Source organism: Flavobacterium sp. WG21, assembly GCF_000335775.1.
Classification (GTDB): Bacteria; Bacteroidota; Bacteroidia; order Flavobacteriales; family Flavobacteriaceae; genus Flavobacterium; species Flavobacterium tructae.
The window spans coordinates 1-17,289 of the sequence record NZ_AMYW01000006.1; the positions used below are offsets into that span (position 1 = coordinate 1).

The 17,289-nt window shown below is 33.1% G+C and carries 14 protein-coding genes; 12 read left to right on the top strand and 2 right to left on the bottom strand.

What is annotated here, in order from left to right:
- Nucleotides 1-267 precede the first annotated feature (267 nt).
- The 5 genes from C245_RS0106375 (at nucleotide 268) to C245_RS0106395 (ending at nucleotide 2,634) form a co-directional block, all read left to right on the top strand.
- The gene (locus tag C245_RS0106375; RefSeq protein WP_017495750.1) at nucleotides 268-450 is read left to right on the top strand and encodes a hypothetical protein; all 183 of its coding nucleotides are present in this window, start codon (nucleotides 268-270) and stop codon (nucleotides 448-450) included.
- Nucleotides 451-1,003: 553 nt separating this feature from the next.
- Nucleotides 1,004-1,483, top strand: a complete 480-nt coding sequence (locus tag C245_RS0106380) for a hypothetical protein (protein ID WP_017495751.1) — start codon at nucleotides 1,004-1,006, stop codon at nucleotides 1,481-1,483.
- Nucleotides 1,484-1,573: 90 nt separating this feature from the next.
- Nucleotides 1,574-1,900 carry a YtxH domain-containing protein gene (locus C245_RS0106385; RefSeq protein ID WP_017495752.1) on the top strand — a complete coding sequence of 109 codons (327 nt, stop codon included), beginning with the start codon at nucleotides 1,574-1,576 and terminating at the stop codon, nucleotides 1,898-1,900.
- A 126-nt stretch (nucleotides 1,901-2,026) separates the two neighbouring features.
- Complete coding sequence (locus C245_RS0106390; RefSeq protein ID WP_017495753.1) at nucleotides 2,027-2,377, top strand: hypothetical protein; 351 nt, start codon at nucleotides 2,027-2,029, stop codon at nucleotides 2,375-2,377.
- A gap of 2 nt (nucleotides 2,378-2,379) precedes the next feature.
- Entirely contained in the window at nucleotides 2,380-2,634 is a 255-nt protein-coding gene (locus tag C245_RS0106395) for a DUF6327 family protein (RefSeq protein ID WP_017495754.1), read from the top strand.
- Nucleotides 2,635-2,654: 20 nt separating this feature from the next.
- Here the strand turns inward: C245_RS0106395 and C245_RS0106400 are convergent, their stop codons facing one another.
- Complete coding sequence (locus C245_RS0106400) at nucleotides 2,655-3,638, bottom strand: SPFH domain-containing protein (RefSeq protein WP_017495755.1); 984 nt, start codon at nucleotides 3,636-3,638, stop codon at nucleotides 2,655-2,657.
- A 133-nt stretch (nucleotides 3,639-3,771) separates the two neighbouring features.
- Nucleotides 3,772-5,295, bottom strand: a complete 1,524-nt coding sequence (gltX, locus tag C245_RS0106405) for a glutamate--tRNA ligase (protein ID WP_017495756.1) — start codon at nucleotides 5,293-5,295, stop codon at nucleotides 3,772-3,774.
- 162 nt (nucleotides 5,296-5,457) lie between these two features.
- Here gltX and C245_RS0106410 point away from each other — a divergent pair, with 162 nt between their 5' ends.
- From C245_RS0106410 to C245_RS0106440, 7 genes are all read left to right on the top strand, one after another.
- Complete coding sequence (locus tag C245_RS0106410; RefSeq protein WP_017495757.1) at nucleotides 5,458-8,868, top strand: ATPase; 3,411 nt, start codon at nucleotides 5,458-5,460, stop codon at nucleotides 8,866-8,868.
- Nucleotides 8,865-9,284 (top strand): rRNA maturation RNase YbeY, encoded by a 420-nt coding sequence (gene ybeY / locus C245_RS0106415; protein ID WP_017495758.1) that lies wholly within the window; start codon nucleotides 8,865-8,867, stop codon nucleotides 9,282-9,284. The genes C245_RS0106410 and ybeY overlap by 4 nt, the downstream gene beginning before the upstream one ends.
- A gap of 412 nt (nucleotides 9,285-9,696) precedes the next feature.
- Entirely contained in the window at nucleotides 9,697-11,568 is a 1,872-nt protein-coding gene (gene mnmG, locus C245_RS0106420; protein WP_017495759.1) for a tRNA uridine-5-carboxymethylaminomethyl(34) synthesis enzyme MnmG, read from the top strand.
- A 379-nt stretch (nucleotides 11,569-11,947) separates the two neighbouring features.
- Nucleotides 11,948-12,796, top strand: coding sequence for a bifunctional 2-polyprenyl-6-hydroxyphenol methylase/3-demethylubiquinol 3-O-methyltransferase UbiG (locus C245_RS0106425; RefSeq protein WP_017495760.1), 849 nt, complete (start codon nucleotides 11,948-11,950; stop codon nucleotides 12,794-12,796).
- A gap of 625 nt (nucleotides 12,797-13,421) precedes the next feature.
- Entirely contained in the window at nucleotides 13,422-14,000 is a 579-nt protein-coding gene (locus C245_RS0106430) for an OmpH family outer membrane protein (RefSeq protein WP_017495761.1), read from the top strand.
- Nucleotides 14,001-14,099: 99 nt separating this feature from the next.
- On the top strand, nucleotides 14,100-16,379 hold the full coding sequence (locus C245_RS0106435) for a helix-turn-helix domain-containing protein (protein WP_017495762.1): 2,280 nt from the start codon (nucleotides 14,100-14,102) through the stop codon (nucleotides 16,377-16,379).
- Nucleotides 16,380-16,463: 84 nt separating this feature from the next.
- A complete protein-coding gene (locus C245_RS0106440; protein ID WP_051041437.1) occupies nucleotides 16,464-17,222 on the top strand; it encodes a hypothetical protein in 759 nt (252 codons plus the stop codon).
- Nucleotides 17,223-17,289: the final 67 nt, after the last annotated feature.

Sequence of the window (17,289 nt, forward strand, 5' to 3'; positions counted from 1 at the left end):
ATGGAAAAAGTTATGAATTCGACCGATTTTGCAAATTTTTCAAAGAATTTATTCAATTTTATCACTTTTGAAGCAAAATAGAAAAGTGAAAACTATAATAATTAATTTTATCTATTAAGTTTTATTATAATTAAGTTTTTATTTATTATTTGTAAAAATTATATAATGAATTAATTTTATAGTTTTTATAGATTAAAATTGACTTTCATAAATTAAATTTAAGAAAGAAAAAATAATCAGTGGAGTTATTTATCATCTTTTAAAAAAATGATTCAAAAAATAAAGCTAATATTAATTTTAGCTATTTTTAGGGTAGAATTTTTAGACGAAGAACCCATTATTGCTCATAAAATTCGCAGTTATCTAATTTTTGTAAAACGGAAGATAAATTTGGTTCAAAAGAGAGATTTAAATGGGAATTTTAACCAATTAGCTTGTGATTTATTTTAATTATAAAATTTTAATTTTGTTATGTTTTTATCTATTATTTATAAAAACTATTTTATTTTTAAAATTTATAGATGTTTTAGATTAAAAATGGCTTTAATAGAGTGATTTTAAAATAATTTTTTATTTCTTCCATGTCGTAACTCATTTATTGAATAATCGTTGATTTACGGCCTTTATTTTAGTTTTTGATGTTATTTTTCTCAGTTTAACGGGTTATTAACACACAATTGTTTATAAAGTTCGTATTTTTATGCAAATGTCAAATTGAAAATGTTTTTCGATAATTTAAAACGAAAGCTGAGAATCGAAAAGTGAGTTGGGCTAAAGTTTAAAAATGATTCATTTTTGCTTTAGTTTTAATTCTAGAAATGAATTCTTGCCAATCGTTTTATATTCTAATTTTCATTGTGATCTCATTTTGATAATATTTTAGGAGATAAGTATTTTTTCAAAATAGTTTCATAGTGTTAAAAATCATAGAATTATTCATACTGATAGTTTCAAATTTTGATTTTCAATTTTTGACTGTAAACAATTTTAAATTTATTTAGTTATGAAAAATATTATTATTACACTGTCGTTTTTATTTGCAAATCTTGCAATTGGTCAAACGCACCAAATTACAAAACACAATGGAGAGCAATTGGATGTTAATTTCATCAAACAGGAAAATGATTTAATTTATTATTCATTAGATGGGAGTAGAGAAGAACAGAAAATTAGTAAGTACGCAGTTTCACAATTGACCAATAAAGAAACAAAAGAAACTAAAAAAATAACCGATAAAGTTCTGGTTGATTCTAAATCAGATTACAAATTGGTTACCGTTTTACCTCAGGAGAAAACAGCTGGTTTGAAACAGGTGGCTAATTTTTCAGGAGTGTCAACAAAGACAAAAGGGGAGTCGCCACTTGCAAATCAGAAGCAGACCGCTATGAGAATAAAAACAAAATCGGCTTCTAACGGATACCCATTTGTGAGCATTGTTGAAAAAGCTGATGGAAAGTATGAAGCGGTAGCTTATGCGTATTAAATTTTGTGTTAACTTTTATTAAATAACATCAAGTCAATATTTTATAGTTTAAAAAAAGAGTACCTTTATTAATCACTTAAATTAAATATTATGTCAAAGAATCTAAATACTGTAGCAGCAATTATAGGTGCTGCGGCCGCTGGTGCAGCGATTGGAATTTTATTTGCTCCTGATAAAGGATCTAAAACTCGTGCTAAACTGAAAGAAGGTTTAGATGATGCGGCGCATAATTTAAAAGATTCACTTTCAGCTAGTTCTGAAGTACTGCGTGAAAAGTTTACACATGCAAAAGAAAATTTAGACGGAACTTATGGAGAGCTGCTTTCAAATATGAGTTATAAAACAGAAGAAGTAATTAGTTTCTTAGAAGCTAAACTGGCTGATTTAAAAGCACAAAACGCTAAACTTCAGAAATAATAATCCGGAAGCACAAAGCTTAGAATGATTTGTTGGATTGTTTCGATTATTTTATTCTTAGAATAATTTAATGACAATTTTTAAATCATAAGTTTTGTGCTTCTTTTTTTAACCAAAACTACAACTATGGCTTTTGAAGAATTAAAAGAGAATACTGAAAATATTCAGGATCAGGCTAAAATTTATCTCGACAGTCATTTGGCCTACTATAAACTTTGGGGTTTTAAGGTCGCAATGAAATCGACCACTCTGATTTTTAAGTTTACTTTGATATTATTGTGTGTTGGAATGGTATTACTTTTTGGATCTGTAGCAGCAGCATTCGCTTTTAGTAATTTGTTTGGAAGTTACACTTTAGGATTTCTGACAGTAGGAGGGATCTATCTTTTGGCAACAATACTACTTTTCTTTGTAAAAGATAAGTTTGTAGAAGGGCCAATTTTGGAGAAATTTTCAGAAATATTTTTTAATGATTAATTATGGAAACAAAAAAATATTCATCATACGCTGAAATCGAGAGAGATTTAGAAATTCTGAAATTGGAGAAAGATATTAATTACCAAAAATTAGTATTAAGTTTTCAAAAAACGAAGGAGTCTATAACACCACAAAATGTAATTAACGGAGTATTTTCTTCTTATAAAGAGTATTTCTTTAATTCGTATCCACAAATTTTACAATCCATTTTACCCTATATTATCAATTGGTTTATAAAGAAAAAAAGAGGCAAATAAGCCTCTTTTTCTTTTTTTAATTATTTTATTTCCGGTTGAATATCATCTTCATAGCCGGATTGTTGTGGTTCGATTGGTTTTATTTTCTCAATTTTCTTATTTGTTTTTTTCATCATTTCACCAACCTGGTTAGAAGCTGTAAAAGAAGCAACCATATTGTTAAGCATATCACTTCCGGCTTGTGGAGAATTTGGTAACAAGATTAGGTTCGAATTGGCATCAGCACCAATCGCTTGTAACGTATCATAATGTTGTGTAACTACAATTAGGGCAGAAGCTTCCTGAGAATTGATACCAACATTGTTTAAAACTTCAACACTTTCTACAAGACCTCTTGCAATTTCACGACGCTGATCTGCAATACCTTGACCTTGTAAACGTTTACTTTCCGCTTCGGCTTTTGCTTTTGCAACGATTCTGATTCTGGAACTTTCAGCTTCAAATTCAGCAGCAGTTTTTTCTCTGTCAGCAGCATTAATTCTGTTCATGGCATTTTTTACCTGAATGTCAGGATCAATATCAGTCACTAAAGTATTGATAATATCATAACCATAAGTAGTCATCGCTTCGTTCAATTCTCTTTTTACCGCAATAGCAATATCATCTTTTCTTTCAAAAACGTCATCCAGTTTTAGTTTAGGGACTTCGGCACGTACCACATCAAATACATAAGCAGTAATTTGATCGTGTGGATATTCTAACTTATAAAAAGCATCATATACTTTTTCCTGAATAACTTTAAATTGTACCGAAACCTTCATTTTTATGAAAACGTTGTCTCTGGTTTTGGTTTCAATAATAACATCTAACTGTTGTATTTTAAGATTAACACGTCCGGCCAATCGGTCAACCAAAGGAATTTTAAGTTGTAATCCTGAATTCCTTACGCTTAAAAATTTTCCAAATCTTTCTATAATTACAGACGATTGTTGTTTCACGGTAAAGAAGGAGGACATTAGTATAAAAAATGCCAGGACTAAAATGATAATAAATGCTGTGTTCATGGTGATATTGATTTAGTTTTTGATGCTGTAAATTACGAATATTCTTCCAATTTAAATTTTTAAAACATTAAAAAAACGCTAAGAACATTTGTTTGATGTTACCTAGCGTTTCTATTTTTAAATGGAATTCTGTTTATAAAGTTGAAATTGCTTTTTGAATTCTCAAAATAGTTTCTTCTTTTCCTATTATTTCAACAATGTCAAATAGGTGAGGACCTTTGAGTGCTCCAACCAAACTAAGTCTGAAGGGCTGCATGACTTTCCCCATACCAATTTCATTTTTAGTCAGCCAGTCTTTTACAATGGTTTCAATATTTGCAGAAGTAAAATCTTCAATATTTTCCAGAACCGAAATTAATTCTTGCATTAAGGCAGGTGTCTCTTCCTTCCAGTTTTTACTTGCTTTTTCATCATAAGACGTAGGTGCCTGGAAAAAGAAATCTGTTAAATCCCAAAATTCTGAAACGAAATTTGCTCTTTCTTTGATAAGTGATACAATTCTTGTAAGTTTTGCAATGTCTTCCTGAGCGGAGACGAAGGAAGAGAAGCCTTTTTCAACCAAAATAGGAGAGAAGCTTTTTGCTAAATCGGTATCATTTTGTTGGATAAGATGCTGATGATTGAACCATTTGTTTTTCTCGGGATCAAATTTTGCTCCCGCTTTATGTACTCTGTTCAAATCAAAAGAAGCTACTAATTCTTCTAAAGAAAATATTTCCTTGTCCGTTCCATCATTCCATCCTAACAAAGCCAGGAAGTTTACCACTGCTTCCGGGAAGAATCCTTTTTCTCTGTATCCGGATGAAATGCCTTCTTCAGTTTTCCATTCCAATGGAAAAACAGGAAATCCTAGTTTGTCACCGTCTCTTTTAGATAATTTTCCATTTCCAACCGGTTTCAAAATCAAAGGTAAGTGTGCAAATTCAGGAGCATCCCAGCCAAAAGCTCTGTACAATAAAACGTGAAGAGGCATAGAAGGAAGCCATTCTTCACCACGAATTACATGTGAAGTTTCCATCAAATGATCATCTACAATATTGGCTAAGTGATACGTTGGCATTCCGTCACTTTTGAATAATACTTTATCATCCAATAAATTGGTTTCAAATTTTACATCACCACGAATAATATCTTTTAAATGTAAAGTTTCATCAACCGGAGTTTTAAAACGAATGACGTAATGTTCACCATTGGCAATTCTTGTAGCAGTTTCATTGACAGAAATTACCAAAGAAGTATCTAACTTTTCACGGTTATGATGATTGTATATAAACGTTTTTCCTTCAGTTTCGTGTTGCTTTCTGTGTGCATCCAGTGCTTCCGGAGTATCAAATGCATAATATGCCCAGCCAGACTGGATCAGCTGATCGGCATATTTTTGGTATATTTCTTTACGATCACTTTGTCTGTACGGACCAAATTTTTCATTTTTCCCAACCGTTTCTTCCGGAGCAATTCCTAACCATTCCAGTGCTTCCATAATATAAGCTTCAGCACCTGGAACAAAACGAGTCTGATCTGTATCTTCAATTCTCAGATAAAAAACACCGTTATGTTTTTTTGCAAATAAATAATTAAATAGGGCAGTACGAACACCGCCAATATGTAATGGTCCAGTTGGACTTGGTGCAAAACGCACACGAACTTGCTTTGACATTTGTTTAAATTTTGATGCAAAGATACGGTTTATGATTTTAGATTTTAGAATGTCGATTTCAGATTTTTGCCTCCTAAAAGCTTAGCGTCTTAGTAACTTAGAATCTTAAAAGGTATTATTAAATTTACTACTTTTATAGGTTATAAATAAAAGAGATTCATTTTGAAAACAACATCTGCCATATATCAAAAATTAGAAGCGTTTATAAAAAAATATTATACGAATGAATTGATAAAAGGAGGACTTCTTTTTATTGGTTTTGGATTATTGTATTTTCTTTTTACACTTTTTATAGAGTATTTTCTATGGTTGAAACCATTTGGAAGAACCGTATTGTTTTGGTTATTTATTGGAGTAGAAGTTTTTCTTTTGTTTAGATTTATTTTATTTCCCGTTTTTAAATTATTTAAACTCCAAAAGGGAATAGATTACAATCAGGCTTCGGCTATTATTGGAAACCATTTTACGGAAGTAAGTGATAAGCTGACTAACTTTTTGCAATTATCAGCTTCAGGAAATACAGCCGAAAGTTCAGAATTAATGCTGGCTTCAATAGAACAAAAAGCCAATTCTTTGCAACCGATTCCGTTCGGTAATGCTATTAATTTTAACAACAACAAAAAGTATTTGCCATTAGCAATCGTTCCGGTTTTGCTTTTTGCCGTGTTTTATATTTCAGGAAACAGTACTATTATTTCGCAAAGTTTAAATAGAGTAGTGCACTTTAATGCCACGTTTTTACCCCCGGCACCTTTTAAATTCGTTGTTTTAAATCAGAATTTACAAACAGAGCAAAACAAAGATTTTGTTATCAAGATGGAATCTGTTGGTAAGATCGTTCCCGAAAATGTGATGATTCATATAGGGAATGAAAGTTATTTTATGGAATCTTCTCAACCGGGAAAGTTTGAATTCAAAGTAGAAAAACCAGTTGAAAATGTTTCTTTCTCTTTTGAAGGTAATACAGTTTCATCAGAAGAATACGAATTGAAAGTGATCACAGTTCCATCAATTGCGAACTTCGAGATGGTACTTAATTTTCCATCTTACTTAAAAAAGAAAGCAGAAATTATTCAGGGAACAGGTAATGCAATTCTACCTGAAGGAACTTTGGTAACCTGGAAAATGAAAACACAATCTACTCAGGAGATCGTTTGGAAGGACGAAAATTCTATTTTTAAGTTTAATAGAGACCAAAATGAGTTTAAATTGGCTAAAAGTATCAGTCAAAATACAGAATATCAAATTCTTACCTCGAATAATAAGGTTAAAAACTACGAAAAACTGGATTATCAGCTCTCAGTGATAAAAGATCAGCACCCATCAATCCATGTTGTACCAGCTCCGGATAGTTTGAAGTTAGATAAAAATTATGTTTTGGGTAGGTTAGGTGATGATTATGGTTTGTCTAAATTACAGGTTGTGTATTATGAAAGAAACAAACCCAACACTGCTAAGCGTGGAACAATACCTGTGAAGTCTGGAGTATTTGATCAGTTCGTTTTTAACTTTCCAAGTAATCTGGCAGTGCAGGAGGGAGTATCTTATGAATACTATTTTGAAGTTTTTGATAACGATGCACCACATGGTTTTAAAAGTACAAAGTCTTCTGTTTTTTCTGATCGTGTTTCTACCACTGATGAAATTCATGATCTGGAATTGCAACAGCAGAATGAGAACATTAATAGTTTAGAGAAGTCTTTAAAGAATCAAACGAAACAGTTTTCTGAGATGGACAAGATTCAGAAAGCCGGTAAAGAGAAAGAAAATTTAGAGTTTAAAGATCAGCAAAAAGTAAATGATTTTATCAAGCGTCAGAAACAACAAGACGAATTGATGAAACAATTTACAGAGAAGATGAATAAAAATCTGGATAAGTTTCAATCGGATAAGAAAGATAAAACAGCTGAAGATTTGCAAAAGAGATTGGCCAATGCTGAAAAAGATCTGGAGAAAAACCAGAAATTAATGGAGGAATTGAAGAATTTAAATGACAAGTTGAATAGCGAAGATCTGTTTGATAAGATGGAAAAATTCAAACAGATTAGTAAAAACCAATCCCGTAATTTAGAACAATTGGTTGAATTGACAAAGCGTTTTTATGTATCCAAGAAAGCAGAGCAAGTTGCTGAAAAGTTAAACAAGCTCGCAGACAAACAAGAACAGCTTTCAAATAAAGACAAAGAAAATACACAGGACAAACAAGAAGATATCAATAAAGAGTTTGATAAAATTCAGGAAGATTTAAAGAATCTGAAAGAAGAAAACAAAACATTAAAAGCTCCACTTGACATTCCGAATGATGCTTCAAAGGAAAAAGAGGTGAAGAATGATTTGCAGAAAGCTTCAGAAGAATTGAGCAAAAAGAATTCCGCATCAGCCAAACCTAAGCAAAAGAGTGCTGCTAAAAAAATGAAAAGTATGGCAGAACAAATGGATGCCGGTATGGAAGGTGGAGAACAGGAACAAATGGAAGAAGATGTTGCAATGCTTCGTCAGATTCTGGATAATCTTTTAGCCTATTCTTTGTCGCAGGAAGATGTGATGAAACAATTTAGAACAATGAAATTAGGTTCGTCAGCGTATACGAAGAACATTAAGATTCAGCAAAATTTGAAACAACAGTTCAGATATGTGGATGACAGTTTATTTGCTTTATCACTTCGTAATGCTAAAGTTGCCGAAGATGTAACCAAAGAAATTGGAAATGTGCAGTACAATATTGATAAAGCCATTGAAAGTTTAAGCGATGTTCAGGTTCCAAAAGGAGTATCGCATCAGCAGTATGCAGTTTCTTCTGCAAATAAGTTGGCAGATTTTCTGAGTGATTTATTAAATAATATGCAGATGTCTATGTCCAAACCGGGATCTGGAAAACCAAAACCGGGTGATGGACAAGGAATGCAATTACCGGATATTATCCAAAAACAAAAAGGTTTAGGAGATAAGATGAAAGAAGGTATGAAGTCTGGTAGTAAGCCGGGAGATAAACCTGGGAATAAATCAGGAGAAAAACCGGGGGATAAACCGGGTGAAGGAAAAAATGGTGAAGGCAAAGAAAGTAATGGTAAGGATGGTAAAGGTAAAAATGGTGATGGTAAAACGGGTCAGGGAAATAAAAATGGAGGTCAAAGTAATGGGCAGATGAAGGACAATGATGGAGAAGGAGATGCTGAAGCAATCATGGAAATTTACAAAGAGCAAGTAAAATTGCGTGAAGCCTTGCAAAAAGAACTTGCTAAAAAAGGATTAGATTCTGAAGGTAAATCTGTAATCGATCAGATGAAAGCTTCTGAAAAGCAAATTTTAAATAAAGGTTTTAAGAATGAGAACTTGCAGCGTATTCTTAATATTCAGCAAGAATTACTAAAATTAAACAACGCAGTTCAGCAACAAGGCCAAGATACGAAGCGTCAATCTGAAACTAATAAGACTGAATTTCCTAATAGAACAAACGCACTGCCGAGTTCATTACTGGAATATTTAAACAGTGTGGAGATATTAAACAGACAATCACTACCTTTGCGCTCGAATTTTAATCAAAAAGTTCAAGAATATTTTAATACAAAATGATCAATTTTAATTACGAAACCGAATTTACTTTAGACAACGAACAAGCTTTTTCTGATTGGTTAAGTGCTGTTATCGTTTCTGAAAACAAAAACGAAGGAGAGATAAATTACATTTTTTGTGATGATGAGTATCTTCATAAGATTAATGTAGAGTATCTAAATCATGATACGTTAACAGATATAATCAGTTTTGATTATACAGTTGGGAACGAACTTAACGGAGATATTTTTGTTTCTGTTGAAAGAGTAGAAGATAATGCTAAAGATTTTAATGTTTCTTTTACTGAAGAATTGAAGAGAGTTTTAGCGCACGGCATATTACATTACTGTGGATATAAAGATAAAAGTGATGCTGAAGCGGAGTTAATGCGATCTAAAGAAGATGAAAAGATTGCTATGTTTCACGTGGAACAGTAGATAGATTACCTTTTTTAAATTTAGTTTTACGTGTTCCACGTGAAACATTAAAGAGTAAAAGAAGGTTATTATATTAAAGTGTTTCACGTGGAACATAAAAATAAACAGTTTATTCTGTGTATAAAAGAATTAAATGTTCCACGTGGAACTAGTAATTTTTGATAAAGAAGGGTTTTAGATTGTTTTGCGTGAAACAATAGTCTTAGGGAATTATAGAGGTTCAGTTTAAAAAAAGGTTTAAAAATTGAGTGGAGTTTTTAGTTTGTATTTTGAACAAGGAAACTTCAGCCTGAAACTTGAAACCTGAAACTTGAAACTTGAAAAAGAAAAACCACGTTCCACGTGGAACAAAAGGAAAGAAAATTAATTCTGAGAATCGCCTTAAACGGTTTGAAGAGAATAATAAAACAAAATGTTTTTAGAAGAATACGATGTTATTGTAGTTGGTGCTGGTCATGCAGGATCTGAGGCCGCGGCAGCGGCAGCAAATTTGGGATCCAAAACTTTATTGGTTACAATGAGTTTGCAGAACATCGCACAGATGTCTTGTAATCCTGCGATGGGAGGAATTGCAAAAGGACAGATCGTGCGTGAGATTGATGCGTTGGGCGGATACTCAGGAATTGTTTCTGACCGAACGGCTATTCAATTTAAGATGTTGAATAAATCGAAAGGGCCGGCAATGTGGTCGCCAAGAGTTCAAAGTGATCGAATGCGTTTTGCTGAAGAATGGAGAATGATGCTGGAGGGAACTCCAAATTTGGATTTCTACCAAGAGATGGTCAAAGGTTTGATTATTGAGGATGGCAAGATAAAGGGAATCAAAACTTCATTGGGAGTGGAGATTAGATCGAAGTCTGTTGTTTTGACGAACGGAACTTTTTTGAACGGTTTAATTCATATTGGAGAAAAACAGTTTGGTGGAGGGCGAGCAGGAGAAAGTGCAGCAACGGGAATTACTGAAGATTTAGTTCGTGCAGGATTTGAAGCGGGAAGAATGAAAACAGGAACGCCGCCAAGAGTGGATGGACGTTCTTTGGATTATTCAAAAATGAACGAAGAGAAAGGTGATGCAAAGCCGGATAAGTTTTCTTATTCTGATTTGACTTCACCGTTAACGCATCAGCGTTCTTGTTACATGACGTATACGTCATTGGATGTTCACGATATTTTGAGGGATGGTTTTGATCGTTCGCCAATGTTTAACGGAAGGATCAAAAGTCTTGGTCCAAGATACTGTCCTTCGATAGAAGATAAAATTAATCGTTTTGCAGATAAAGAGCGTCATCAATTATTTGTGGAACCGGAAGGTTGGAATACCTGTGAAGTTTACGTGAATGGATTTTCGACTTCACTTCCGGAGGATATTCAATTTAAAGCATTGCGTTCTGTAGTCGGTTTTGAAAATGTGAAATTCTTTCGTCCGGGTTATGCAATCGAGTATGACTATTTCCCACCGACACAATTGAAACATACTTTGGAAACAAAGTTAGTAGAAGGATTATATTTCGCCGGACAGATTAATGGAACAACCGGATATGAAGAAGCCGCTTCTCAAGGTTTGATGGCGGGAATAAATGCACATTTGAAAGTACATGAAAAAGCGCCGTTGATTTTGAAACGTGATGAAGCTTATATCGGAGTATTGATTGATGATTTGATTACGAAAGGAACAGAAGAACCTTATCGCATGTTTACTTCAAGAGCAGAGTATAGAACTTTGTTGCGTCAGGATAATGCCGATTTTAGATTGACGCCAATGTCGCACGAAATTGGTCTTGCTTCTGAAAAGCGTTTGCGTCGAATGGAAAAGAAATTAAATGAATCTGAAAAGATGGTTGCCTTTTTTAGAGAGACCAGTGTTTCTGTTGCAGAAACAAATCCGATTTTAGAAGCTAAAGAAACTGCTCCGATTACACAGGGGGATAAAATGTTTAAAGTTTTTTCTCGTCCGCAAATTGATTTAGACGATATGCTTAAGTTTGAAAAAGTGAAAGCTTATGTGGAGGAGAATAATTTGGATCAGGAAATTTTAGAGCAGGCAGAAATTCAGGTGAAGTATTCCGGTTATATTGAAAAGGAAAGAAATAATGCGGATAAACTAACTCGTTTGGAAGAAGTGAAAATACCGGAGAATTTCGATTACGATAAAATTAAATCAATGTCGATTGAAGCTAAACAAAAGTTAAGCAAGATCCGTCCTGTAACTATTTCTCAAGCTTCAAGAATAAGCGGAGTTTCTCCAAGTGATATTTCTGTTTTATTGATTTACATGGGAAGATAAAAAATTAGAGACGTGCCAATAGGTGCGTCTTTATTTGTTTTGATTTTCTTTGTTTCAGGTTTCAAGTTTCAGGTTTCAAGTTTCAGGTTTCAAGTTTGAAGGTTTCAAGTTTCAAGGTTTCAAGTTTCAAGGTTTCAAGTTTGGGGTTTGAATTTTATTAAGTTGGATTGTTTGAAGAGAAGGTATCTGAAATAAAAAAATGTTCCACGTGAAACTACTTTGAGAAGACTTGTTAAACTTGAAGAAAATCGTAAAACTATTTAAAAAAATATATATGAGATGCGTAGTAAAGCATTTTAAATTAATTAATACTTGTTGCATTAGTATATGTGATGTAACAACCGCGTTGCCAAATTCTATTAAAAACCTATAATTAAAAATGAACGTTTTAAACAAAAAACATTTTCTTACTGTAAAAGACCATTCTGTATCTCAAGAAATTTTTGATCTGTATTACGATGAAACTTTGGATATGCTGATTACTTCTCCACAACCCGCTTTAGAAAATCTTGGAAGATATTACGAAAGCGAAGATTATATTTCTCATACCGACAATAAAAGATCTTTGTTCGAAAAAGCTTATCACTTTGTAAAAAGTATTGCTTTAAAAAATAAGCTGAATTTGATTAATGGAGAGCAATCTCAAAAAGGAAGGATTTTAGATATTGGTGCCGGAACCGGAGATTTTTTGTTGACAGCAAAAAATGATGGTTGGGAAACAGTTGGAGTGGAACCAAGCGAGAGAGCAAAAAATATTGCAATAGAAAAAGGAATTTCTTTTGTAAACGGAATTGATGCTCTTGAAAATAATTCTTTTGATGTAATTACCATGTGGCACGTTCTAGAACATGTGCCAAATTTAGAATTACAAATTCAGGAATTGAAACGTTTATTAAAACCAACTGGAACTTTAATTGTTGCGGTTCCAAATTTCAAATCGTTTGATGCAAAATATTACAATGAATTTTGGGCTGCTTATGATGTGCCAATTCACTTTTGGCATTTCTCAAAAAAAGCCATTCAGTCTCTTTTTGGAAAAGTAGATATGAAATTAGAAAAAGTGCTTCCGATGAAATTCGATTCATTTTATGTTAGTCTTTTATCTGAAAAATACAAAACGGGAAAAATGAATTTCATTAAGGCCTTTTTTATTGGTTTGCGATCCAATTTAAAAGCATCGGGAACAAAAGAGTATTCATCGCACATTTATGTCTTAAAAAACAGCTAAAACGCAAAATAAGCGCATTTAAGGCGCTTTCTTAGGGAATACGAGGGTTTGTATTGTCTTTTTTAAGAAATCGCTTTAAATAAAAGCTATGAAAGCCACTTTTAATAGTGATCTTTTATGGTAAAATCCCAGTCCATAAATAAAATTAATGCAGTAAAAATGGAGCATTTTTCTGGAAATTTTGTTGTTTCTTTTTAGAAATTCGAGGTTTTAGAAAAGTGCTTCATTTTTTTGCTAAGTTTTGTTTTGTGAATGCAAAAATTGAAAAATAAATTTTTTTGACTGGATTAATTTTATGGTTTTGCGATCATATGAAGCGCAACGGTAAAAAAGAACAATTCTTAACGGATTTACGCTTTAAATTGCCCTAAAACTTAAAATAAGCTTGTTTAAGGCGCCTTCTAATGAAAGGCGAGTATTTGTGTTGTTATTTTTGAGAAAACGCCTTAAAAAAAGGCTGTGAAAGTCATTTTTAATAATGATATTTTATGGTAAAAATCTCCTCAATAAATAAAAGTAATATCATAAAATTATAGCATTTTTTAAACTTTAGTTTGATGCTATTTATTTTTTTATATTTTTGTCTTCATTCAATACAATAAAAAAAAAATAGAGATTTAAAAAAATGAAAAAAGCATTAGTAATTATCGCACTTTCAATTTTCGCTGTTTCATGTAGTGACAAAACTGCGGAAGTTAAGGAAGTAAAAACAGCTTACGTAGATACTTCAGTTTTAATGAAAGAATACACTGAAGCAAAAGACCTTGAAGCTAAATACAAAGCTCAGGCAGAAGAAAAAGGAAGACAACTACAAGCTGAGATTACACGTTTTAAACAAGACGCTGCTAATTTTCAAAGTCAGGCACAAGCAAACGGTCAGGCATGGGCACAACAAAGAGGTGCTGAATTACAAAAAAGAGAACAACAATTGGGTTATGCACAACAAGCTTTGTCTCAACAATTACAACAAGAAAGCGGTGTTGAAATGGATTCTTTGGTAAGTGGAGTGAAGAAATTCATCAAAGAATACGGTAAGAAAAACGGTTATTCTTATATCTATGGTACTGGAGATGCTGCTTCAATTTTGTATGCTGAAGAGAAATTCGATATCACAAAAGATATCGTTAAAGCTTTGAATGACAAATATAAAGCGACTCCAAAAACAGAAGAAAAACCAGCTGTAAAAGAGGAAGCTAAAAAATAATACCAGACTAACTAACTAAATTTAAAAACCTAAATCTGTCAAGATTTAGGTTTTTTCTTTTATAAAAATACGATACTTTTAGCTCTCAATTTACGCCTAATGCAAAACGTTTCAGAAGCAGCAGCTTATACTTTACAATTCATCAATCAGACGCAAAAATCTATTTTCCTGACCGGTAAAGCGGGGACCGGGAAGACTACACTTTTGCGTGAAATTATTGCCACTACGCATAAAAACACTGTGGTTGTGGCTCCAACCGGAATTGCGGCGCTGAATGCCGGAGGTGTTACGATTCACTCGATGTTTCAGTTACCATTTTCAGCCTTTATTCCATCATACGAAGAGGCTTCCCAGTTTACTGAAACATTGAAGTTTGAGAATAAGGAAACTTTACGTCGACACTTTAAAATGAATAATGTGAAGCGTAACGTAATCAGGAATATGGAGCTTTTGATTATCGATGAAGTCAGTATGTTACGCGCTGATCTGTTGGATGCAATTGATTTTATGATGCAGACGGTACGTAAAAATACCCGTGCTTTTGGAGGTGTTCAGGTACTTTTTATTGGAGATTTGTTACAGCTTCCGCCGGTTATCAGAGATGAAGAATGGCGAACTTTGCGCAATTATTACAAAGGAAAATTCTTTTTTCATTCGCATGTAATTCAGCAATATCCGCCGTTATATATTGAATTATCAAAGATTTATCGTCAGTCAGATGATACTTTTATTTCGGTTTTGAATAATCTTCGAAACAATCAGATTACGCCTCAGGATATTCAGGTTTTAAATGAATATGTGAAACCTGATTTTGATTTAAAAAATAATCCCGGATATATTACACTTACCACGCATAATGCCAAAGCCGATTCGATTAACGAGCAGGCAATTGGCGATTTAGCCGGAAATGAATTCGCTTATCAGCCATTTATTGTGGGGGATTTTCCGGAGAAAATTTTTCCGGTTGAGGAAAATTTGAAACTTAAAGTGGGTGCTCAGGTTATGTTTGTCAAAAATGATTTGTCTTTTGAAAAGCGTTATTTCAACGGAAAAATGGGCGTTGTAAAGTCACTTTCGGCCGAAGAAATATTCATACATTTTCCTGAGGAGGATAAAACCATTGAAGTTGAAAAATACGAATGGAAAAATATCCGATACAAAGTAAACGATCTCACCAAAGAAGTTGAAGAAGAAGTTTTGGGCACATTTGCACATTATCCACTTAAGCTGGCATGGGCAATTACGGTGCATAAAAGTCAGGGTTTAACTTTTGAGAAAGCTGCGCTCGATGTATCGCAAGTTTTTTTACCCGGACAAGCCTATGTAGCATTATCACGTTTAACGTCCTTAAATGGGCTTATTTTGTTGTCTCCGCTGCAAATGAATGGTATTTCGAACGATCAGGATGTGATGGATTATGCTTTGAACAAAGCAACAGAAGAAGTTTTAAAACATTCTTTGCATTTTGAAACTAAAAATTTCATTCATAACTATTTGATTAGCAGTTTTAATTGGGCTGATTTGGCTCAGGAGTGGCGCAATCACCGTTTTAGTTATAACGAAAATGCAGTTGCTTCTGAAAAATCAAAACATTCTGCATGGGCACATAAGCGTTTAGAAATAATAGATTCGTTAGCAGATCCTGCACAAAAATTCGTTAATCAGCTTAACAAAATTTTCAATAAAGAAACTGTCGATCTCTTTTTTGTACAGGAAAGGGTAGTGGCAGCTTATGATTATTTTTTTAAACCAATGGACAAACTGGTTACGGATCTTTTGAATAAAATGGCCGAAATTCAGAAATTTAAAAAAGTAAAAGAGTTCTACGAAGAGCTCGCTTTTTTGGATGATTTGCAAACGAAAGCTGTTTTGCGCTTAATGAAGGCCAAATTACTCATCGAAATTGTCGTGGCAGGCGAAACCATCTGTAAAGAGAAATTGTCGTCTACAGCGATTAAAAACTACAAAATTGACAAGGTTGCAAAGATCCGCGAGGAATTTAATATGTCAAACACTGATATTTTTAAATCTGAAGAACCTACAGTTCGTTATACGGCACGTAAATTAGATAAAAGCACACCAAAGGCCGAAAAGAAAACAACCATCGAAGAAACCCTTGATTTATGGCTGGAGAAAAATTCGATTCAGGATATTGCCCGAATTCGTAAACTTACAGTGCAAACAGTTGAAATGCATTTGGTTAAACTAATTCAGGCTAAAAAAGTCGAGATTTCTGATGTTTTACCGTATGATAAAATCCTGGCCTTGCGTGAAGCTTTCGAGTTTTATAGTGAAGAATCTTTAAGTCCGCTAAAAGAAAAGTATGGTGATGAATTTACGTGGGATGAGTTGAAGATGTTTAAAGCAAGCATTAACTGATTGTTAGATTGTTAGATTGTGGAATTTGAAAGTTCTGATGAAATTTTGGAATCTACTATAAAAACATTATGTAAAATAGGAATTATGAAAAAGTTACTGTACGTTCTCCTCATTGGCATTATGGTTCAAAATATATCAGGTCAGGACTTGAGACCCGAATATCAGAAGTTTATCAAAAAATTTATTGATAATGTAAAAAATGATAGGAAAGAGGCTGTAGCCGAGGCTATTAAATATCCCTTAAGAAGAGATAATCCAATTCCGTCTATCAAGAATAAAGCAGAGTTTGTAAAAAGATATGCTGAAATTTTTGATGCTAAACTGAAAGCCGAAATTTCACAATCGGATGCGGCAAAAAATTGGTCAGAAGTAGGCTGGCGTGGCATAATGCTAAATCAGGGAACTTTGTGGATGGATACTGACGGAAAAGTTTTTTCAATAAATTATCAGTCAAAAGTGGAGAGTGATCTCAAAAACAAATTGATAGCTTCTGAAAAAAGTAAACTTCACCCGTCAATTGCAAAGTTTAAAGAGCCACAAATTATCATAGAAACATCTAAATTCAGAGTTCGAATTGATGACTTAGGAAATGATAATTACAGATATGCTTCATGGTCGATAAAACAATCGATGAGCGAAGAACCGGATTTAATCATTACCAACGGAAAATGGTTTCACGATGGAACAGGAGGTAATAACCATTACGATTTTAAAAAAGGAAATTACTTGTACCAGTGTTATATTACAGTTTTAGGTACAAAAGATTCAGCACCAGCTAATTTAACCATTTATCAAAACGGAAAAGAAATCCTTAATCAGGATGCTAAAATTGTTCCACGTTAAACATAATCCTATTCGAAAGAATGGGATTTTTTGTTTTATTACCCAATTTCAATTCGATTACAACTAT